The sequence below is a fragment of the Kitasatospora sp. NPDC001603 genome (assembly GCF_040298365.1).
In the GTDB taxonomy this organism is placed as follows: domain Bacteria; phylum Actinomycetota; class Actinomycetes; order Streptomycetales; family Streptomycetaceae; genus Kitasatospora.
The window spans coordinates 1-18,822 of the sequence record NZ_JBEPAA010000067.1; the positions used below are offsets into that span (position 1 = coordinate 1).

Below are 18,822 nucleotides of genomic sequence, written 5' to 3' on the forward strand. Positions count from 1 at the left end.
CCCCGCCGGGCGCGGCCCGCCGGGGCGGCGCGCGCGCGGGGGCCGCCGGGGGGGCGGGGGGGGGGGGGGGCGGGGCCCCCCCCCCCCCCCCCCCCCCCCCACCGGGTGGCGCCGGATCAGGCCAGCAGGTCGGACTGGAGCGTGACGACCTGCCGGAACGCGGGCGGCTGGACGCCCCGGGCGTTGGTCATCGTGATGACGCCGACGATGTCGCCGGCGCTCAGGTAGGCCAGGTACCCGGTGGTCCGGCCCTCCCCGGCCAGCGTCGTGCTCTCGCGGGTGGCGAGGTCGACGCCGGAGACGCTGTCCCAGCCGATGACGGAGGCGGGCCGCAGACCCGGCAGGTCCTTCGGCTCGCCGTCGCCGCGCAGGTCGGCGAAGACGTCCCAGGCCTCGACGGAGGAGCCGAAGCGGAGCAGCCGGATCTGGGTGCGGGTGCCGTCCGAGGCCGTCCACTCCCGGACGGTGGCGGCGCGGCAGACGTCGCGCAGCAGCAGGGCCCGCAACTTCACCGGCTCCTTCTGCTCGGCGGCCATCGCGTCACAGGCGACCCAGTCCGCCGGGGCCGTACCGGCGGCCGGGGTCGGGGCGGCCGACCCGCCGGTGGCCGCCGGGGCGCTCGCGGGGGCGCCGTCGGGCGCGGCGGGCGACGACGCGGCCGGGCTCGCGGTCGGTGCCGCGGTCGGTGCCGCGATGGGGGTCGCGGTCGGGGTCGGGGTCGGGAATACCGCCGGGGCCGACGAACCGCCGGCTTCCTTCGGGGCCGGCAGGAGCAGGTACCGCAGGTCAGCGGCGTGCCGGCTCTTGTTCTCACCGGGCGCCGCCTGGCCGGACGGCAGCGGCGGCAGGACCAGCGCGGGGAAGGTGTACCGGCCGTCGCCCCGGGTGGCCAGGCCCGGGATGTCGGTGCGCTCGGGCGCGGTGACGGCCAGCGCGGCGCCGGTACCGGCCAGCACGCAGACCAGGGCGGCCGCGCCCCAGCGCAGCGCCGCATTGCGCCGGCGGGTGCGGCGGGCCGCGAGCTCCTCGGGGCTCGGCGGCGGGAGCGACGGCAGGGTCCCGGCCCCGGGGGCGACGGCCCAGGGGTCGGCCCCCGGGGCCGTCTCGGCGGGCGGGCCGGCCGGAGCGGCGGGGGGCGCGAACGGTGCGGGAGGCGCCGGCGGCGCGCCGGCCCCGGCAGGGGCCGCGCTGTCGTGCGGGGTGGCGTGGTCGGTCATGCGGACGCTCCCGGGCTGGCGAGGCGGTCGAGCTGCTGGCTGAAGAGGGTGACGATCTTGTCCTTGGGCAGCGGTGCCGCGCCCTCGGCGCTCATGATCACCAGGAGGTCGCCCTCGGCGGCCGAGCACTCCAGGTAGTCGATCGGCGCGGACGGCGGAGCGGGCATCAGGTAGCAGTGCGCCTCGGGGTGCCCGGGGATCCCGGGGCCGATCCGGAAGAGCCCGGTGTCACCGGTGAAGACGGCCGTGTACTCGTTGGCCTTCTGCACCTCCTGCTGGTTGAACTGGCGCAGCCTCAGACCGATCACCAGGTCGTCCGTACCGGTCTTGTAGGTGCGCACCCCGGTGGCCTTGACGTGCAGGCCCTCCCAGTACTGGCGGAGCTTGTCCCGCTTCTCCTTGGGGATCTGCTGGAGGTCGCTGTCCATCTCGGCGGAGAGCTGGTCCGCCGACAGCTCGACGTCGTTGCCGTAGCCGCCGTCGTCCGGGCCGAGCGCATAGCCGGCCGGGACGGGCAGCAGCAGGTCCCGCAGCGAACCGAAGTGGTTGCCGTTGGCCTTGGCGCCGAAGGGGGTGGGCGTGGCGGTCGGAGCGGGCGCCGCCGCCGTCGGTGCGGCGGCGGCGCTGGCGGGCGCGGGGTCGTCGTACCGGGTCTCGATGACGCCGACGCCGATGACCACGCCGACCAGCGCGGCCGCCACGGTCGCGCCGGTGGCCCGGAGGAGCCGGCGACCGGTGGGCGCGGGCGTCCGCTCGACCGGCCCGAACGGTCCGACCGGCTCGAACGGCCCGACCGGCTCGAACGGCCCGACGGGGACCGGCGCGGGGTCCGCGGCCTCGGTCACGGTCACGGTGCTGTCGCTCATACCAGCCGCTCCCACTGCTGCTTGGCGATGTCCTTCACGACATCGGGGTTCACCGGACGCGTGCCGAAGGCCTCGACCTTCATCACCAGCGTGCCGCGTTGCGCCAGCGCGGTGCCCAGGTAGTACTGCTCGGTGGACTCCGCCCAGTGCGAGGGCTCGCTGTCGACGTGGAAGCCGCCGTTGGCGTCGTCCGCGAACGGCTGGAGCCGGTAGGCGGCGGCGGCGTACTTCGCCGAAGCGGCGTGGTCGGGGCCGTACTGGATCAGCGAGACCCGGACCTTCAGGTCGTCCTTCTTCCAGTCCACCTCGACGGCGCGGCGGAACTCCGCGACGTTCAGGGCGCGGAAGGCCTCCGCCGACCGGCCGGTGTGCTCGGCGAGCTCGCCGATGGTGATCCAGCTGGGCGTGTCGGGGAAGTCCGCCCAGGCCGTGCTGCCGGCCGGCGCCGTCACCAGCAGCTTCCGCAGGTCGCCGTCGACGGCCGGCGGCCTGGGCGCCGCCGCGGCGACGGCCGCCGGGTCCACCACCTCGGCCGGGTAGGACGGCCGGGCGACCTGGATCGGCGGCAACGGGGTCGGCGGACGGTTCGCCTGCACGGCGTAGCCGACGGCGCCGCCGAGCAGGGTGCCCAGCAGCAGTCCGCAGGTCAGCAGCAGCACCGGCCGGGGCCGCCGCGGGCGGTTCGGCGGCAGGACGGCGGCGGTGGGCGCGAACCCGTCGGCGAAGACCGTGGCGGGCGGCGCGGCGGGGGCGTCGGGCGCGGGGCCGTCGGCGGGGGCGACCGGTTCGGCGGGCGGGGCGGCGGGCGGCGCGACGGGGGCGGCCGGTTCGGCGGGCGCCTCGGGCGCGGGTCCGTCGGCGGGCGACGGCTCCACGGGACGGGTGGTCACGGAGTGGCTCCAGGAGGGGGAAAGGTGACGTCGGGCGTGGGCGGCGGAGCGGTTCAGCCGCCGGAGGAGAGCCGCTCGCGCTGGCGCTTCATCAGCTCGCTCAGCAGCGCCTTGTCCGGGGTCCCCTTCACCTCGACGTCGAGCGTGTACTGGACGTCGCCCTGGCTGGAGATGCCGGTCATCGAGCCGGTGTACGCCTGCTGCTTGGGCTTGCGGACGTAGCCGTGGGCGGCGGGATCGCCGTCGATCGCGATCGGGTCCAGCTTCATCGTGTAGCCCTGGGCGAACTCGCTCGCCATCGCGGTCGAACCGAAGCGCATCAGGGTGACCGTCACCTCGGCCTTGCCGTCCGCCGTGCGGTACGTCCGGGCGGCGGCCTCCTTGTACCCGTAGGAGCCCAGGATGCGCATGATGCCGTCCTGGTTGTCGAAGAGGTCGGCCACCTCGTCGTCGGTCAGCTTCATCCCGTCCGGCGGCCCGTAGGACTCGCCGGCGTCGGGGATCGGGAGCAGGAAGTACCGCAGGTCGCCTTCGTGCCGGCCCCCGCTGACGGTGCCCTTGAGGGTGCTCACCGGCCGGGGGACGGGTGCGACGGTGGTCGGCGCGGCGGTGGTCGGCACCGCCGTGGGCGAAGCCGACGCGGCGGTGCTCGCACTCGCGCCGGCGGTCGCGGTCGGCGCGGCCTTGGCCGGGGCGGCCACGACGGCCGGCCGGTCGTCGGGCTTCCCGACGGCCACGGTGACGGCGGCGCTGGTCGCCGTCACGGCGAGCAGCCCGGCGGTGGCCAGGGCCACGCCGACGGCGCGCGGCAGCTTCCGCCCGGAGGCGGCCACCGGCGCGGCGGTCACGGGATCAGCGGCGGGTACGGCCGCGGGATCGGCCGCGGGTACGGCCGCGGGATCGGCAGGGGTTTCGGACGACGCACCGTTCGCCGGTTCGGCGGCGGACGGCACGTTTTCGGGCGCGGACAAGGAGCTCCCCCGGGGAATGTGGAATGTCGCGCACGGGCCCCTCGCGGGCCACCCCCCGTGGCTCTCCAGGCCGACCGTCACGCGTCTCACCAGGAATTATGAGAGTCGCCCGGGAGGTGCGCCAACAAAATCAATCACCGCACTCCCACCCAATGATCAATCAATCGGACATCCCGTGACCGAACCGCAATCGGCACCCGGAAACCGCGTCGGCCCGCCCGGTGGGAGACCACCGGGCGGGCCGATCGGCGGGGCGGATCAGGAGTGGGCGCGCTCGGTCAGCTCGACGACCTTGCCGGCGGAGTCGATCGCGACCTTGTAGTCCCCGGCGGAGCACGGGTAGAAGCCCTTGGTGCTGGTGGGATCGGTGAGGCACTCACCGATGTGCTTCACCAGATCGGCGACGTTGACGTCCTTGGACGGCGCCAGGACCGAGTTCAGGTGGCCCTTGGCGGCGGGCGCGAACGGCGCGCTCTTCTCGGCACCGACCGGCTCGAAGACCACGTCGTTGACCCCGCACGCGGTCTTGGTGTCCTTGTAGACCAGCGTGGTCGTGGTGGTCCCCTTGACCGGGTAGACCCACTTCTGCCCGGCGGGCAGCGGCGCGGCGTCGCAGAACCCCTCCGGCTCGTCACTCGCACCGGCCGACGGCTTGGCGCTCTTGCCGCCCGTCGGCGCGGCACCCGTCGGCGCGGCGGCGGACGAGGTGGCGGGCGCGGCGGCGGGCGAGGTGGCCGCCGGGCCGCCGCCCGCCTGGTCCGACGCGTTGTCGGGCCCGCAGGCCGTGAGCCCCAGCGCGGCGACCGCGACCAGGCCGACGCCGCATACTCTCCGGAAAATGGGCATGCCGAAAGAACCCCCGTTTGACGCATGATCAGATTGTGAGGCGTGCGGCGGAAAGACTAGCCCCTCCCACGGACTACTCCGGGGAGCGGGTCGGCCAGAACTTCGGTGGCGCGCCCGCAGGGTCCACGATGCGCAGGCGGCTCTGCCGCGAGGGATCGACCCCGGTCAGGGAGATGAGTTGCTGGGTGCCGGCCTGGTCGAGTTCGGCCAAGGCGTGAGGGAGTCCGGCGCACACCGTGGCAATGGCCGCACCCAGTCCCACGAGCCCGCCGTGCTTGTGATTGTGTCGGTACTCGATGCGATGCAAGCCTGACTCGGCGATCGCGACCACTTCGAGTGGACGGCTCATCTGCTTCGTGTCGTTGGTGAGAACGACGTGGAATCCCTCTGCCGCTGCGCGGCCGTAGAGGTCGGTGTCCCGGGTGCCCGCCCACCCGTCGAGCTCAGCCACGTGCTCGACATCGTGTTGCTTCAGGAGTGAGCGCACGATCCGCGCCATGGGAAGTGGCACGTTCTCGTCGAGCAGCAGCTTCAAGAGGCGGCCTGCCGGATGTCGGCATCGGTGTAGCTGTCGACGTAGTCGGCGAAGTCCACTGCGTCGCGTGCCGCCTCCGGTGTGACGCCCGGGTAGAAGTCGCCGATCCGCTCGGGCGGGATGCCGTCCCGTAGGAGTGCCGCGACCTCCGTCGCCGGGATGCGGGTCCCTCCGACGACCGGCTCGCCCCCACGCACAGCGGGATCGATGGAGACGTGAGGCCGAGGTTCAAGCAGGTCCGGAATTCGTCTGCCGTCGAGGTAGAAGGGCGCGAGCACATCGACCATGTCGTGGATGACGACATTGCCCTTGCTCCGCACAAGGTCCACCGCGTGGTCGGGGTCCGCCAGGTAGATCGTGTCGCCACCTGCGACGAGGCGGTAGGCGGAGAGGTGCTCCCGTTCGTCCAGGCCTTCGCGCAAGGTGTTCAGCGCTCGTCTGATCTTCTGCAGGGATGCCTCCCCCCGTAGCCGGACGCAGACTCGTAGGGCCACCACGTCGCGGAAGGAGTAGAGGATCGGCCGGGACGCCGAGATTTCCGGCACCAGGACGGCACCGCGCTCGCCAGTGGCCCGGCGCCAGTGGGACAGCTGCCGCAGAGTGGCACCGGACAGCGCAGCGGCAAGTTTGGGCTCGTACGACATACGGCACCTCCTCGGCCTCTGGACAGCGAGCCCGACGTTACTTCATCGTCCCGTACCGCCCTCGGGCTCGCCAGCATTTCACCCGTACGAGGTCCCAGCGCCCGGAAGTGCCCGCTCGTGACGCCCGCGTAGGGTCGGGGGCATGCGACTGAGCACGGTGATCCTCCCCATCCACCGGTGGAGCGAGGGGCAGAAGATCTGGCGGCGAGCCGAGGACCTCGGGTTCCATGCCGCCTACACCTACGACCACCTGTCCTGGCGGTCGTTCCGGGACGAGCCGTGGTTCGGGGCGGTGCCGACGCTGACGGCGGCCGCGACGGCGACCGAACGCCTGCGGCTGGGCACGCTGGTGACCTCGCCCAACTTCCGGCACCCGGTCACGCTGGCGAAGGAGATCGTGTCGCTGGACGACGTGTCCGGCGGGCGCCTCACGCTCGGGATCGGGGCCGGCGGGACGGGGTTCGACGCGACGGCGATGGGCCAGGAGGCGTGGTCGCCGAAGGAGCGGGCGGACCGGTTCGGGGAGTTCCTGCCGCTGCTGGACGAGCTGCTGCGCGAGGACGCCACGACCCGCGAGGGCACGTACTACTCCGCCGTCGAGGCGCGGAACATCCCCGGCTGCGTGCAGCGGCCGCGGGTGCCGTTCTACGTCGCCGCGACCGGACCGCGCGGGCTGCGGCTGGCGGCGGAGCACGGGCAGGGCTGGGTGACGTACGGGGACCCGAAGGGGCCGGCGGACGTGCCGGTGGCGCAGGCGCCCGCCGTGATCGCCGCGCAGATCGCGAAGCTGACCGCCGCCTGCGAGGCGCGCGGCCGGGACGCGGCGGAGCTGGAGAAGGTGCTGCTCCAGGGCTCGACGGCGGAGCGGCCGCTCGCCTCGCTGGACGCGTTCGTGGACTGGGCGGGCACCTACCGGGAGCTGGGGATCACCGAGCTGGTGATCCACTGGCCGGTGCCGGGCTCGATCTTCGAGAACGACCTGGCCGTCTTCGAGAAGATCGCCACCGAGGGCCTCGCTCAGCTGGGGTGAACCGGAGCCGGCCACCGCGGGTGCGGTGGCCGGCCGGTGGCCGTCACGGGTGCGGGCGGGTGCGCTGGGTGGGGACGTGCGGGGTCGCGTCCGGGGTGGTGCGCCGGGCCAGCTCGGCGAGGGTGTCGAAGATGAAGTCGCCGATCAGGACCGGGTCGCGCGTCTCGCGCGGGGCGTCCGGCGGGGTGGTCGGTGGGCGCTCGTCTCGGGCGTGGCGAGTTCGCATGGCTCTTCCTGCCGACGGGGTGGCCGGGATCAGTCATGCCCGGGAAGAGGAAGCAGGACACCCGGCACGGTGCGGGAACGGCCGGAAAGAACGGCTCGGGGGCCGAAATACGGTGCGGCGGCGGGCGCTTACGCCGATCGGATACCGGCCGGGGGTATTGTCTCGCCCGTGACGGCGGGCGAACGGCGCAGGAGGGGACGCGGTCGGGCGGCGGCCCGGCCGCTGCTGCTCTGCGCGCTGCTCGCCGGACTCTTATTGATGCACGGCTCGCCCACGGCGCCGGGCGGTTGCCACCGGCCCGCGGCCGTCGCGGTCGCGGGCTCGGCGGGCCACCGCGCACCGGTCGCCCACCACGCCGCCCCCGCGGACGCCCCGAGGCTGGACGGGCGGCGGGCGCCGGGCGCGGCTCCGCAGGCCGTCCCCTGCGTGTCGGCCCGGGACCGGGAGGGCGCCGGCCTCCCGGCGGCCGCCCATCTCGCGGCCGGGGCCGCGGCCGTGCTCCCCGCCGTCCGGATGCCCTCGGCCCCGCGGGAGCGGCGGACCACCGGGCCGCGGGCACCGCCCGACGCCGGACGCCGGCTGCTGCTCCGGGTGTGCGTCGCACGGACGTGACCGGGCCCGCGCCGGAGACCCCGTGCAGGGGCTCCGGGCGCGCCGCGTCCTGCTCGCACCCACCGGAAGAGAACCGACCAGATGTCCCTCAGCACCCGTACCCGTACCCGCGCCCTGGCGCTCACCGCCGGCGCCGCCGTCCTCGCCCTCGCCCTGACCGCCTGCGGCTCCGCCGCGACGGGCGGCACGGGCGGCACGGGCGGCACGGGCCGCGCCGACGGCATGACCGGCGGCCACGGCATGGCCGGGATGGACCACGGCGCCGCGAGCGCCACGGCCACCACGGCCGCCCCCGCCGCCGGGGCCCCCGCCGCCGAGCGCAACGGCTACCGCCTCACCTCGGCCGTCGACACGCTCCCGGCCGGGGCTCCGGCCGAGTACCGGTTCACCGTGACCGGCCCGGACGGGGCCCCGGTCACCGCGTACGAGACCGACCAGACCAAGCGGATGCACTTCTACGCGATCCGCTCCGACCTGACCGGGTTCCAGCACCTGCACCCCGAGATGGCCGCCGACGGCACCTGGACCGCCCCGCTGGCCGCGCCCGCCGCCGGCACCTGGCGGGTCTACGCCTCGTTCGTCCCGGACAGCGGCGCCGGAAAGGGCGCCGGCCTGGTGCTCAGCCGGACGGTGGACGTCCCGGGCGAGGGTGCGGCGGCCGCCGCACCCCTGCCCGCCGCCACCGGCAGCACGACCGTGGACGGGTACACCGTCACCGTCGAGGGCGCCCCGGCGGCCGGGCGGGCGGGCGAGCTGAAGGTCACCGTCGCCAGGGACGACAGGCCGGTCACCGACCTCCAGCCGTACCTGGAGACCTTCGCCCACCTGACCGCCTTCCACGCCGGCGACCAGGCCTTCGCGCACCTGCACCCGCAGGCGCGGGCCGAGGCGGGCAGCACCGGCGGCCCGACGCTGTCCTTCCACGCCGAACTGCCGACCGGCGGGGACTGGCGGCTCTTCCTCCAGTTCATGACCGGCGGCACGCTGCACACCGCCGCGCTGACCCTGCGGGTCGGCTAGCGGGCCGAGCCGTCAGGAGGTCGCCGTCGCGGCGGTGACCTCCCGACGGCGGTAGGCGAAGATGGAGCGGTGACCACTCCCCGCACCGCACCCCGCCTGATCGCCACCGACCTGGACGGCACGCTGCTGTGCGCCGGCGGCACCGTCTCCGAGCGGACCGCCGCCGCGCTGGCCGCCGCCGAGGCGGCCGGGGTCCAGGTGGTCTTCGTGACCGGTCGGCCGCCGCGCTGGATGCAGCAGGTCAGCGGCCACATCGGCGGCCACGGCGTGGCGATCTGCTCCAACGGCGGCGCGGTGGTCGACGTGCGGCGCGGCGAGCTGCTGGAGTCGTTCCCGCTCGGCGCGGAGGCCGCGCTGGCGGTGGTGGCGGCGCTGCGGGCGAAGCTGCCCGGTACCGCCTTCGCCTTCGAGTACCCGGCCGGGTTCGCCCGCGAGCCCGGCTACGAGGTGCGGATGTGGGGCCAGGACGAGAACCACCCGATCGGCCCGGCCGAGGAGCTGCTCGGCGCCGGGGGGCCGGTCACGGGCCTGTTCAAGCTGCTGGCGAAGCACCCGGACCTCGACCCCGACAAGCTGCTCTCGGTGGCCCGCGAGGCGGCCGGGCACCTCGCCGAGATCACCCGGTCCGCGCCGATCCCGCTGCTGGAGATCAGCGCGCCCGGCGTCACCAAGGCGAGCACGTTGGCCCGCTGGTGCGCCGGGCGCGGGATCGACCGGAGCGAGGTGGTGGCCTTCGGCGACATGCCGAACGACCTGGAGATGCTGGCCTGGGCCGGTACCGCGTACGCCGTGGCCAACGCGCACCCGCAGGTGCTGGCGGCGGTGCCGCTGCACACGGTGAGCAATGAGCTGGACGGCGTCGCGGCGGTGCTGGAGCGGCTGCTCGGCCACTGAGCCGAAAACCCGAAGGCCCCGCGAGGGGCCGCGAGGAAGCCGCAGACCGCCGAGCGGGCCGGGAACGCGAGGAGGCCGGGCCGGACCGGCATTCCGCCGCTCCGACCCGGCCGGGCCCGGCCGGGTCGGAGCGGCTACCCGAAGCGGCCGTTGACGTAGTCCGCGGTCCGCTGGTCCCGCGGATCGGTGAACAGCTGCTCGGTCGGTCCGGCCTCGACGATCCGCCCCGGGGTGTCGTGGGTGGCCAGGAAGAACGCGCAGGACTGCGAAACGCGCTGCGCCTGCTGCATGTTGTGGGTCACGATCACGACGGTGAGCCGCCCCCGCAGCTCCGCGATGGTCTCCTCCACCCGGCGGGTCGAGGTGGGGTCGAGCGCCGAGCACGGCTCGTCCATCAGCAGGATGTCCGGCGAGACGGCCAACGACCGGGCGATGCACAGGCGTTGCTGCTGCCCACCGGAGAGCGCGCCGCCCGGGGTGTGCAGCCGGGTGGCGACCTCGTCCCAGAGGCCGGCCCGGCGCAGGCTGCTCTCCACCAGGTGCTCGCGCTCCTCCTTGGAGACCTTGATGCCGGCCAGCTTCAGCCCGCTGGAGACGTTGTCCTGGATGGACATCGCCGGGAACGGGTTGGGCCGCTGGAACACCATCCCGATCCGCCGCCGGACCTCGGCGGGCCGCCGGCCGGGCCGGTACACGTCGTCGCCGTCCAGCAGCACCTCCCCGGCGAGCTGCGCGCCGCGGACCATCTCGTGCATCCGGTTGAGGATCCGCAGGTAGGTGGACTTGCCGCAGCCGGAGGGGCCGATAAGCGCGGTGACCTCCCCGGCGGGCATGCCGAGCGAGACCCGCTCCAGCACCTTGTGCGAGCCGAACCAGGCGGAGACGTCCCTGGTCTCCAGGCCGGCCAGCGGGGCGCCGGCGGCGTCCGCCGGGTGGACGGGCGGCAGGGTCAGCGTGGTCTCGCTCGCGGAGCCGCCCCGGTCGTGCGGGGCGAACGGGTCGAGCGGGGGTACGTCGGTCATCGGTGCATCCGTCATCGGTACGGTCCTCCGGGCGCGCTTCAGTAGAGGTTGGGCAGCAGGGCGGCGGCGTTCTCGTAGACGGCCCAGAGGATCGCGGCGATCACCGGCGCGACGCTGAGCCAGGCGGCCGAGCGGCGCCAGATCCGGGCCAGCAGGATCGCGGCGACCACCGCGCCCAGCAGCCCGAGCGACCACAGCTGCAGCGTGGCCAGCGCGCCCTTGTCGGCGGCCAGCGCCTTGTCGTACGGCACGGTGGCGGGGCGCCCGCCGGGGTTGACCTCCGGGTCGCCGTCCAGCCGGGCGCCGATCATCACCGTCGAGCCGGGGATCCAGTCGGAGTCCCCGGTGACCAGCACCAGCCGGTTGCGGACCGGGTCGCTGATCGGGTGGTCGCCGTCCCCGTAGACGTTGACGGTGTAGGTGAACCTGCCCTGCCCGGTGGTCGCCTCGATCCGGTCGCCGACCCGGAGCCTGGACAGCTCGGCGAACGGCGCGCCGAAGGTCGCCCCGCGGCCGAACACCACCGCGACCCCGGTCTGCCCGGGCAGCGCGGTGTCCCGGCGGTGGCCGGGCCCGCGCATCAGGTCCCGGCCGGTGGTGCCCTCCACCACGACGGCCCCGTGCAGACCGATCGCCGGGATGTCGAGCAGCGCGACCGGGTCCCCGTCGGCGGCGCCGCCGGTCGGCGCGACCGCCTTGGCCAGCTGGTCCCGGAAGGTCTTGTACGCGGTCGACTGGTAGTGCCGCTGCTGGAGGTGCGAGAGCGTGAAGAGGTAGCCGACGAATCCCATCGTGAGCGCCGCCAGCAGGCTGACCGCCCAGGCCCCCTGGAGGAACCGCCGCCGGGCCGGCCGGGCGGCGCCGGGGCCCGCCCCGGCCGCCTCCGGGTCCGGGGCGGGCGTCGCGGCGGCCGGCGCGGCCGGGGTGCCGGGGGCGGGGGGCGCCGGCTTCTCCAGCGCCGGGGCGGTCACGACCGGCCGCCGGCGGAGGTGCGGCGCCGCATCAGACGGCGGCCGAGCAGCGGCGGGACGAGCACGACGGCGAGCAGTTCGAGCGCGGTCAGGGTGGACAGCATCCAGTCGTCCGGCCGCCCGTCGACGGCGACCACGTTGGCCGTGACCTCGCCGGCGGTGGCGGCGCGGCCGCGCGCGACCACCTGGCCGGTCTGCGGGTCGACGACGTCCTCGGCCGCGGCCTGGTCGCCCTCGGCGCCGGTGCCCGCGGCCGGGTCGACCGCGCCGGGCTGGTCGGCCGTGCCGCCGGTGCCGCCCCCGGCGGTCCCCCCGGCCCCCGCCGCGGCACCGGTGCCCCCGGTGCCGGACGATCCGCTGCCGGTGCCGCTCGCCGAGGGGGTCTTCCCCGCCCCGCCGCTCGCGCTGCCGCCCGTCCCGCCGGTGGCGGAGCCGGCGCCCCCGGTGGCGGAGCCGCCGGTGCCGGAGCCCGAGCCGGACCCGGACTTGACCGCCTGGCCGCCCTGCACGGTGCAGTCCAGCGGGGCGCCCTTGGCGTCGCACGGGCTGGGCTGCGGGGCGTTGTCCAGCACGGTCAGCCGGCCGGCCGAGTTGAAGGTCGGGTTGGCGCAGTTGGCGAGGGTGTTGGCGTCGACCGGGCTGGCGTTGCCGGGGATGTGCTGGGTCTGCAGCAGCCCGCCGCGGACCAGGTTGCGCGGGATCGGGGAGTAGCCGAGGCCGTCCGCCTCGCCCTGGCCCTCGCAGAGCACGTAGGCGAGGAAGCGGCTGAGGGCGCTGCCCTTGTCGTTGGTGAAGCGCGGCGGCGGCGGGAGCGCCGCCCCGGCCCGCGGCACGATGAGGTAGCTGTAGCTGGAGAGCGGGTACGACCTCGGGTCGTTCATCGAGTAGACGCCGTCGAGGTTCTGCTGGAGGTAGTCCGGGTCGTCGGCGGCGGTGCTGTCGTCCACGCCGCGGATCTTGGCGGCGGTGAGCGCGACGGCGACGTTGGAGGCGGTCGGCAGGGTGTAGTAGCCGGCCGGGTTGAGCACCTTCACGACGGGCCAGTTGCTGCGCTTGGCGAAGGCGTACTCGTCGTAGCCGATGGTGCCGAGGCCGGACGGGGCCTTGATGTAGCCGGCCACGACGTCGGAGCCGTTCTGCGCGGTCATCCGGCCCGACGGCGGGAAGAACTCGGTGTAGTCACCGCAGCTGACGCCGTTGACGCTCTTGCAGTACTCCTCCCACTGCGCGCCGTGGGTGTGGCTCATCCAGCGGGTGAACTGGGCGGTCGCGCCGGAGCCGTCGGAGCGGACCACCGGGGTGATCGGGAGGCTCGGCAGGGCCTTGCCGTAGTCCGCGGTGATCTTCGGGTCGTTCCAGTTGGTGATCTTGTTGGTGAAGATGTCGACCACGGTCTGCGGGGAGAGCCGCAGGTCGCGGACCTGCTTGCCCGCGACGACCAGGTTGTACATGAAGGTCGTCCCACCGGCGGTGATCGGCACGTAGGAGAAGCCGTACCGGGGGTTCTCGGCCTTGCCGGAGCCGCCGGCCTGGCCGGCCTGGCCGAGGCCGGTGTCGGTCTGCGAGCGGAACGGCACGTCGGAGGCGGTGAAGTCGTCCTGGCCGATGCTCCACTGGTTGCGGCCGGCCGCCGAACCGATCGGGTTGAAGTTGATCTGGATGCCCTGCGGAGCGACGTCCTGGCGCCACTGGTCGATGGCCGGGCCGGCCCAGCTGGAGCCGTCGGCGTTGAGCGCGGTGGCCGCGAAGGCGGGGGTGCTCTGCCCCAGCAGGAGGGAGCCCGCGGCGAGGATCAGGGACAGCAGCACGGCGAACGTGCGTGCCACGGGGCGGCTTGCGGCCTCCCACGACATGGGAACTCCTCTGGTACTGAAGGCGTTTGGGCGGGACATCAGTGCTCCCCGAGGGCGGTGGCCACGTCGGCGGGCCGGGCGGCGGTACGGGCGGTGGCCGCGGTCGAGGGCCGGGCGGAGCCCCGGTGGCCGCCCCGGGCGGAGGCCTCGGCGACGGCTGCGGCGCGGTCGATCCGGCGCTTCTGGCGGCGCGTCAGCTGACCCGGCTTGCGGCCGCCGACGACGCGGGCGGTGACGAACAGGACGAGCACCACGATCATCAGGGTCAGCGCGGCGGCGAAGGCGCGCGCGATCATGTCGGGATAGGGCTGCTTGACGTAGTTCCAGATGTACAGCGGCAGCGAGACCTGGTGCTCGCTGAACGGATTGCCGTTGAACTGCGAGGTGAACCCCGAGGTCAGCAGCACCGGGGAGGTCTCGCCGACGCCGCGCGCCATGCCGAGCACCACGGCCGTCACCAGTCCGGGCCGGGCGGTCGGCAGCACCACGTTCCAGACCGTGCGCCACTGGCTGCCGCCGAGTGCGTACGAGGCCTCCCGCAGCGTGCCGGGCACCAGCCGGATGACCACCTCGGCGGCCCTGGTGACGATCGGCATCATCATCACGGTGAGGGCCAGCGAGGCCGCGAAGCCGCTCTTCTCGAAGCCGAAGGTGATGATCACGACGCCGAGGATGAACAGGCCCGCGACGATCGACGGCAGCGCGGTCATCGCCTCGACCAGGGTCCGCACCGGCCGGGCCATCCGGCCGCCGACCTCGGACATGAAGACCGCCGCCGCGATGCCCAGCGGGACCGCGAACAGCGTGGCCAGGCCGAGCTGTTCGAGCGAGCCGACCAGCGCGTTGAGCGCGCCGCCCGAGGTGATCGGGGAGAGCGGGGCGGTGTGGTCCATCGACTCGGTGAAGAAGTTGAGGTGCCGGGCCGCGTCGTAGCCGCGCACCAGCACGTAGCCGATCTGGTCGGCGATCAGGCCGACGACCAGCAGGCCGGAGCTCCAGGCGACGACCGAGACCAGCCGGTCCCGGACCATCAGCGGGTTCCACTGGAGGCGGCCGATGGCGAAGTAGCCCACCAGGAACAGGGCGTACCAGCAGAGCAGGAAGCCCTGCGCACCGCTGAACGGCAGGATCCGCTCGTAGAGCATCCAGTCCAGGGCGAGCGAGCCGACCAGCGCACCGACCAGGGTCAGCACGTCCTCGCGGGTGAAGCCGCCGAGCCGGACCCGCTTCTCGGGGCGCGGCGCGGCGGCGGCCGCGGGTGGGTCGGCCGGCGCGGCCACGGTGGCCGGCGGCAGGTCGAGGGTGGTCATCGGGCGGTCCCTTCACGGCGGAGCGGCAGCGGGCGGCGCGGCGACCGGCGGCCCGGCAGCGGGCGGCGCGGCAAGGGGCCGCGCGGCGACGGGCGGCGGGTGGCGGGGTGGGCCATGGTCAGTCCGCCGTCGAAGCGCCGGAGCGGGACCGGTTGATCACGAACCCGGCGCCCAGGTTGACCAGCAGGGTGAGCGCGAAGAGCACCAGGCCGGCCGCCATCAGCGCGGAGAGCGAGAGCTCGTCCGACTCGCCGAAGCGCAGCGCGATCAGCGCCGAGATGGAGTTGGCGCCGTTCTCCAGGATGTGGCTGATGGCCTTGAAGTTCGGCGAGATGATGAGCGCGACGGCGATCGTCTCGCCCATCGCCCGGCCGAAGCCCAGCATCACCGCACCGATCACACCGCCGCGGCCGAACGGCAGCACCACCGCGCGGACCATCCCCCACCGGGTCGAGCCCAGCGCGTACGCGCCCTCCCGCTCGCCCTGCGGGGCCTGCGAGAACACCTCCCGGCTGAGCGAGGCGACGATCGGGATGATCATCAGCGAGACGACCACCCCGGCGATGAAGGTGGAGGAGGTGTAGGACGTCCCGATGTCGCCGGTGCGCACCTTGAGGAAGGGGATCGCGTCGCCCAGGTGGTTGGTCAGCCAGCGGACGAAGCCGATGATGCGCGGCTGGAGGAAGAACAGCCCCCAGAGGCCGTAGACGATGCTGGGGATCGCGGCCATCAGGTCGATGAGCGAGACCAGCGTCGCCCGCAGCCGGGTCGGCGCGTACTCGGAGATGAAGATCGCCGTGGTCAGCGCCACCGGCACGGCGATCACCAGGGCGATCACCGCGATCAGCAGGCCGTTCGGCAGGACGGCGGCGATCCCGAAGTTGTGGGCCTGGGTCTGCCACTTCTGCTCGGTGAGGAAGGACCAGCCCACCTCGCCCAGCGCGTTCGCGCCGCGCAGGATCAGGAAGAACGCGATCAGTCCCATGATCGCGAAGACGGAGAGGCCCGCCACCCGCAGCGCCCCCCGGAACACCCGGTCTCCGGGCGTGGCGGGGGCGGTGATGACGCGGGGGACATCGGGTTCTGGTGGACGTGGAGCCCCGGCGTACGGTGCCGCGGGCTCGGCGGCGGCTGTCATGGTCTGCTCTCCGGCGCGCTCGGTACGGAAGTACTCGGTACAGGGGAGGCCCCGGGCCGTGGCGCCCGGGGCGGAGGACTCGGCGGGGCCGTGACGGCGGCCCCGCCGAGCCGGTGCGTCCGCTGGATCAGGGCCGGCGGCGCACCCGCGCCCAGGTCCGGCCCACGGCGGAGACGGCGCGCTCGCCGGCGGGCGTGCCGCCGAGGAAGAGCGCGGCGGGGCCGCCGATCAGCAGCACCAGGCCCGCGACCACCGCGATCGGCAGCAGCAGCCGGGCGGTGCCGGCGCGGTCGGCCGCCGGGGAGCCGGCGGCGACCGGAGCGGCCGCGAGCGGGCCCGCCGGAGCGCCCGGCGTGGCGGTGGCCTTGGCCCCGCCGGCCGCAGCGGCCGCGGCGGCCGGAGCCCCCGCGCCGCCGGTGGCCGCGCCAGCGGTACCGCCCGCGCTCGCGGAGCCCCCGGTGCCGATCCCGCCGGTGCCGCCGACGGCGCCGTCGCCGAGCCCGCCGGCGCCGGAGCCGGCGCCGGTGGACGAGCCGCCGGTGCCGGTGCCGTCGCCGGTACCGGTGACCGGGGTGGTGGTGCCGGTGCCGCCCGACTCGCCGCCGGTGGCGCCGCCGGCCCCGCCGGTCGTCCCGCCGTCACCGCCGGGCGGGGTGGTCGGCGGCGGGGCGACCTGGTTGCCCGGCCACTTGTTGTCCTGCGTCTCCACGTGCTTCGCCGCGTCGAGCGTCTGCTGGCGCTGGGCACCGGTGAGGCTGAGGAAGCCCGGGGCGAGCTTGCCCGGCTCCACGCCGTAGACCTGGCCGCCGTTGGCGACGGTGGTCAGGAACCGGGTGATCGCGGGCGCCTTGTCCGCCGCCCCGCCGGTGGGCACCATCGCGTACTGGACGGTGGTCAGCGGGTAGGCCTGGGTGTCCCGGGCGAAGGCCGTGCCCGCGACGCCGTAGGGCAGCAGCTGGGTGCCGGTGGCGGCGTCGGTCGGCATGTCGCCGACCGCGGACTGGAACCCGTTGGTGGTCGGCGAGACGAAGCCGCCGGCCGGGTTGCGCAGGGTGGCCTCGGGCAGCGAGAAGGCCTTGGCCTGGGCGCTGTCCATGATCGCGAACAGCTTCCGCTCGCCGCGGGCCATCGGGTCGCACTTGAGGTGGTTGCCGGTGGCCGGGTCCGCCATCCAGAGCTGGCAGGTGGACCGGTTCTCCAGGATGGTCCGCAGCACCTGGGTGAGACCGCCGAGGACGGGGTTCCACTCGTACTGCCGCATCCGCTTGGCGGCCTCGCTGACGTCCGTGGGCCCGGTGAAGTCCTGCGGCTGGAGGGTGTCGGCCGGGTACCCGGAGTAGGCGCCCCGCTGGTAGAAGGTGTTCACCCGCATCCCCCACGGGTCGTCCTCGCCGTCCAGGAAGCGGACGGCCTCCGGGTCGGCGGCGATCCACGCGGTCAGCTGGTAGACGAGGTCCGTGGTGCCGCCGACGATGGTCGGCTCGAACTCCGCGGGCGTGCACGAGCGCGGCCAGTGCAGCCCGCTGCTCTCCGGGAACCGGTTGTACTGGAGGAAGTCCTCGTCCAGGAAGACGCAGCTGGGGTTGCCGCTCACCGACGCGACCGGGCTTCCCAGCGGCGCGTAGGACTGGGTGAGCAGTTTGGCCATCAGGCGCGGGGTCAGCTTCATGTCCCGGAGCTGGCGGCCGGTGTCCGGGTCGTCGACGAGGAAGACCGCCGAGATACCGGTGGTGGCCAGCGGCGCGTAGACGTACGGCCGGGCCGGGGTCGCGGTGTCGGGGTACGCGGTCAGCGCGACGTCCACGCCGGCCGCCCCGCCCAGGAACGCCGCCCTGGCCTGCGGCTCGCCGCCGGAGGAGGAGTACTGGAAGGCGAGCGGGGAGGACGCCAGGCAGAGGCCGGTCCGCCACTGCTGGACGGCCCGGTTGGCCATCTCCAGGCCGGCCGCCTTGAAGTCGGCGGCGCGGTTGTCGCAGTCGGCGGCGGTGGGCGAGAAGTGCAGCGGGACGACGGTCCGCTTCTCCCAGGCGCACTGCTCGCCGAGCTGGTACCCGGCGTACTGGTTGCCGTCCCACGCCCCGGCGTAGGCCTCCAGGCCGCCGTCGCTCGCGGTGTTGAAGAAGCCGTCCACGTCGCTGAGGTGGTCGGTGCAGTCGACCGCGCCGTTCCGTGCCTTGTACGGGTCCTGGGTGTCGCCGCCGTAGTTGGGCTCGACCACCAGGGAGCACGGGTGCGTGGCGTCACAGCCGAGCGAGGGGCTCTGGGTGGCGGTCCAGATCTCGATGGAGGTCTCGCCCGAGCCGTCGGCGCCCGTGGGCGCGATCGCCATGTTCGAGGGGAAGTCCGGCGTCGTGGTGCCCTCCGCCGGGGCCTTCTGGTTGAACCCCTTGCCGCCGTCGGCGTTGTACAGCTTGCTGCCGTAGCAGTCGGTGATCTTGGGGTCGAGACCGCGGCACTGGTAGACCCGGACGGCGTAGAGCGCCTGCTTGGACCCCTTGGTGACGATGGTCAGCGGGGTGCCCGAGGTGTCGACGGTCGGGGTGAAGCCGCTCCAGGAGACCTGCAGCACCTGGTTGGACAGGTTCTGGGTCTGCGCGACCGTCACGCTCCCCTCGGCGCCCTCCTCCCAGGTGTTCGGGTCCCACACCTTGGGGCCGGGCTTGGTCACGGCGGACGAGGTCGCCGCCGCGGCCTGCGACGACGTGCCGAGGCCGATGGGGGCCACGCCGAGCGCCACCACCACCGACCAGACGAGGGCGACCGCCGGCAACCTCCGG

Annotated in this window: 18 protein-coding genes; 4 read left to right on the forward strand and 14 right to left on the reverse strand. The window is 74.5% G+C overall.

Annotation, left to right across the window (positions count from 1 at the left end):
* Positions 1-116: 116 nt before the first annotated feature.
* The 7 genes from ABT263_RS30250 to ABT263_RS30280 all read right to left on the reverse strand — a co-directional run bounded on the left by ABT263_RS30250 (position 117) and on the right by ABT263_RS30280 (position 5,969).
* The gene (locus ABT263_RS30250; protein ID WP_352295154.1) at positions 117-1,217 is read right to left on the reverse strand and encodes a hypothetical protein; all 1,101 of its coding nucleotides are present in this window, start codon (positions 1,215-1,217) and stop codon (positions 117-119) included.
* Positions 1,214-2,083, reverse strand: a complete 870-nt coding sequence (locus tag ABT263_RS30255) for a hypothetical protein (protein ID WP_352295155.1) — start codon at positions 2,081-2,083, stop codon at positions 1,214-1,216. Before ABT263_RS30255 ends, ABT263_RS30250 begins: the two co-directional genes overlap by 4 nt.
* Positions 2,080-2,973 (reverse strand): hypothetical protein, encoded by an 894-nt coding sequence (locus tag ABT263_RS30260; RefSeq protein ID WP_352295157.1) that lies wholly within the window; start codon positions 2,971-2,973, stop codon positions 2,080-2,082. The genes ABT263_RS30255 and ABT263_RS30260 overlap by 4 nt, the downstream gene beginning before the upstream one ends.
* A 53-nt stretch (positions 2,974-3,026) precedes the next feature.
* On the reverse strand, positions 3,027-3,821 hold the full coding sequence (locus tag ABT263_RS30265) for a hypothetical protein (RefSeq protein ID WP_352295159.1): 795 nt from the start codon (positions 3,819-3,821) through the stop codon (positions 3,027-3,029).
* Positions 3,822-4,202: 381 nt separating this feature from the next.
* Positions 4,203-4,790 carry a hypothetical protein gene (locus ABT263_RS30270; protein ID WP_352295161.1) on the reverse strand — a complete coding sequence of 196 codons (588 nt, stop codon included), beginning with the start codon at positions 4,788-4,790 and terminating at the stop codon, positions 4,203-4,205.
* 73 nt (positions 4,791-4,863) lie between these two features.
* Positions 4,864-5,325 (reverse strand): DUF5615 family PIN-like protein, encoded by a 462-nt coding sequence (locus ABT263_RS30275; RefSeq protein WP_352295163.1) that lies wholly within the window; start codon positions 5,323-5,325, stop codon positions 4,864-4,866.
* Entirely contained in the window at positions 5,322-5,969 is a 648-nt protein-coding gene (locus ABT263_RS30280; RefSeq protein ID WP_352295165.1) for a DUF433 domain-containing protein, read from the reverse strand. The genes ABT263_RS30275 and ABT263_RS30280 overlap by 4 nt, the downstream gene beginning before the upstream one ends.
* Before the next feature lie 142 nt (positions 5,970-6,111).
* Here ABT263_RS30280 and ABT263_RS30285 point away from each other — a divergent pair, with 142 nt between their 5' ends.
* Complete coding sequence (locus ABT263_RS30285) at positions 6,112-6,999, forward strand: LLM class flavin-dependent oxidoreductase (RefSeq protein ID WP_352295167.1); 888 nt, start codon at positions 6,112-6,114, stop codon at positions 6,997-6,999.
* A gap of 43 nt (positions 7,000-7,042) precedes the next feature.
* On the opposite strand, the gene ABT263_RS30290 is transcribed toward ABT263_RS30285, so the two are convergent.
* On the reverse strand, positions 7,043-7,225 hold the full coding sequence (locus ABT263_RS30290; protein WP_329488919.1) for a hypothetical protein: 183 nt from the start codon (positions 7,223-7,225) through the stop codon (positions 7,043-7,045).
* Between the two features lie 258 nt (positions 7,226-7,483).
* Here ABT263_RS30290 and ABT263_RS30295 point away from each other — a divergent pair, with 258 nt between their 5' ends.
* The 3 genes from ABT263_RS30295 (at position 7,484) to ABT263_RS30305 (ending at position 9,751) form a co-directional block, all read left to right on the forward strand.
* Positions 7,484-7,837, forward strand: coding sequence for a hypothetical protein (locus tag ABT263_RS30295; protein WP_352295169.1), 354 nt, complete (start codon positions 7,484-7,486; stop codon positions 7,835-7,837).
* Positions 7,838-7,918: 81 nt separating this feature from the next.
* Positions 7,919-8,857 (forward strand): DUF8832 domain-containing protein, encoded by a 939-nt coding sequence (locus ABT263_RS30300; RefSeq protein WP_352295171.1) that lies wholly within the window; start codon positions 7,919-7,921, stop codon positions 8,855-8,857.
* Positions 8,858-8,926: 69 nt separating this feature from the next.
* Positions 8,927-9,751, forward strand: coding sequence for an HAD family hydrolase (locus ABT263_RS30305; protein WP_352295173.1), 825 nt, complete (start codon positions 8,927-8,929; stop codon positions 9,749-9,751).
* Between the two features lie 134 nt (positions 9,752-9,885).
* On the opposite strand, the gene ABT263_RS30310 is transcribed toward ABT263_RS30305, so the two are convergent.
* The 6 genes from ABT263_RS30310 to ABT263_RS30335 form a co-directional block, all read right to left on the reverse strand.
* Positions 9,886-10,773, reverse strand: coding sequence for a phosphate ABC transporter ATP-binding protein (locus tag ABT263_RS30310; RefSeq protein ID WP_352295175.1), 888 nt, complete (start codon positions 10,771-10,773; stop codon positions 9,886-9,888).
* Between the two features lie 38 nt (positions 10,774-10,811).
* The gene (locus ABT263_RS30315; protein WP_352295177.1) at positions 10,812-11,744 is read right to left on the reverse strand and encodes a class E sortase; all 933 of its coding nucleotides are present in this window, start codon (positions 11,742-11,744) and stop codon (positions 10,812-10,814) included.
* Positions 11,741-13,570, reverse strand: coding sequence for a substrate-binding domain-containing protein (locus ABT263_RS30320; protein ID WP_352295179.1), 1,830 nt, complete (start codon positions 13,568-13,570; stop codon positions 11,741-11,743). The genes ABT263_RS30315 and ABT263_RS30320 overlap by 4 nt, the downstream gene beginning before the upstream one ends.
* A 65-nt stretch (positions 13,571-13,635) precedes the next feature.
* Complete coding sequence (gene pstA / locus ABT263_RS30325; protein WP_352295181.1) at positions 13,636-14,907, reverse strand: phosphate ABC transporter permease PstA; 1,272 nt, start codon at positions 14,905-14,907, stop codon at positions 13,636-13,638.
* A gap of 118 nt (positions 14,908-15,025) precedes the next feature.
* Positions 15,026-15,940: a phosphate ABC transporter permease subunit PstC gene (pstC, locus tag ABT263_RS30330; protein WP_352295183.1), complete on the reverse strand. Its 915-nt coding sequence runs from the start codon at positions 15,938-15,940 to the stop codon at positions 15,026-15,028.
* 232 nt (positions 15,941-16,172) lie between these two features.
* Entirely contained in the window at positions 16,173-18,815 is a 2,643-nt protein-coding gene (locus tag ABT263_RS30335) for a hypothetical protein (RefSeq protein ID WP_352295185.1), read from the reverse strand.
* Between the last annotated feature and the right edge of the window lie 7 nt (positions 18,816-18,822).

Coding starts and splice junctions, on each gene's coding strand:
- ABT263_RS30250 (WP_352295154.1), bottom strand. CDS start 1,217: ATGACCGACCACGCCACCCCGCACGACAGCGCGGCCCCTGCCGGGGCC.
- ABT263_RS30280 (WP_352295165.1), bottom strand. CDS start 5,969: ATGTCGTACGAGCCCAAACTTGCCGCTGCGCTGTCCGGTGCCACTCTG.
- ABT263_RS30255 (WP_352295155.1), bottom strand. CDS start 2,083: ATGAGCGACAGCACCGTGACCGTGACCGAGGCCGCGGACCCCGCGCCG.
- ABT263_RS30300 (WP_352295171.1), top strand. CDS start 7,919: ATGTCCCTCAGCACCCGTACCCGTACCCGCGCCCTGGCGCTCACCGCC.
- ABT263_RS30310 (WP_352295175.1), bottom strand. CDS start 10,773: ATGACCGACGTACCCCCGCTCGACCCGTTCGCCCCGCACGACCGGGGC.
- ABT263_RS30270 (WP_352295161.1), bottom strand. CDS start 4,790: ATGCCCATTTTCCGGAGAGTATGCGGCGTCGGCCTGGTCGCGGTCGCC.
- ABT263_RS30295 (WP_352295169.1), top strand. CDS start 7,484: ATGCACGGCTCGCCCACGGCGCCGGGCGGTTGCCACCGGCCCGCGGCC.
- pstA (WP_352295181.1), bottom strand. CDS start 14,907: ATGACCACCCTCGACCTGCCGCCGGCCACCGTGGCCGCGCCGGCCGAC.
- ABT263_RS30290 (WP_329488919.1), bottom strand. CDS start 7,225: ATGCGAACTCGCCACGCCCGAGACGAGCGCCCACCGACCACCCCGCCG.
- ABT263_RS30285 (WP_352295167.1), top strand. CDS start 6,112: ATGCGACTGAGCACGGTGATCCTCCCCATCCACCGGTGGAGCGAGGGG.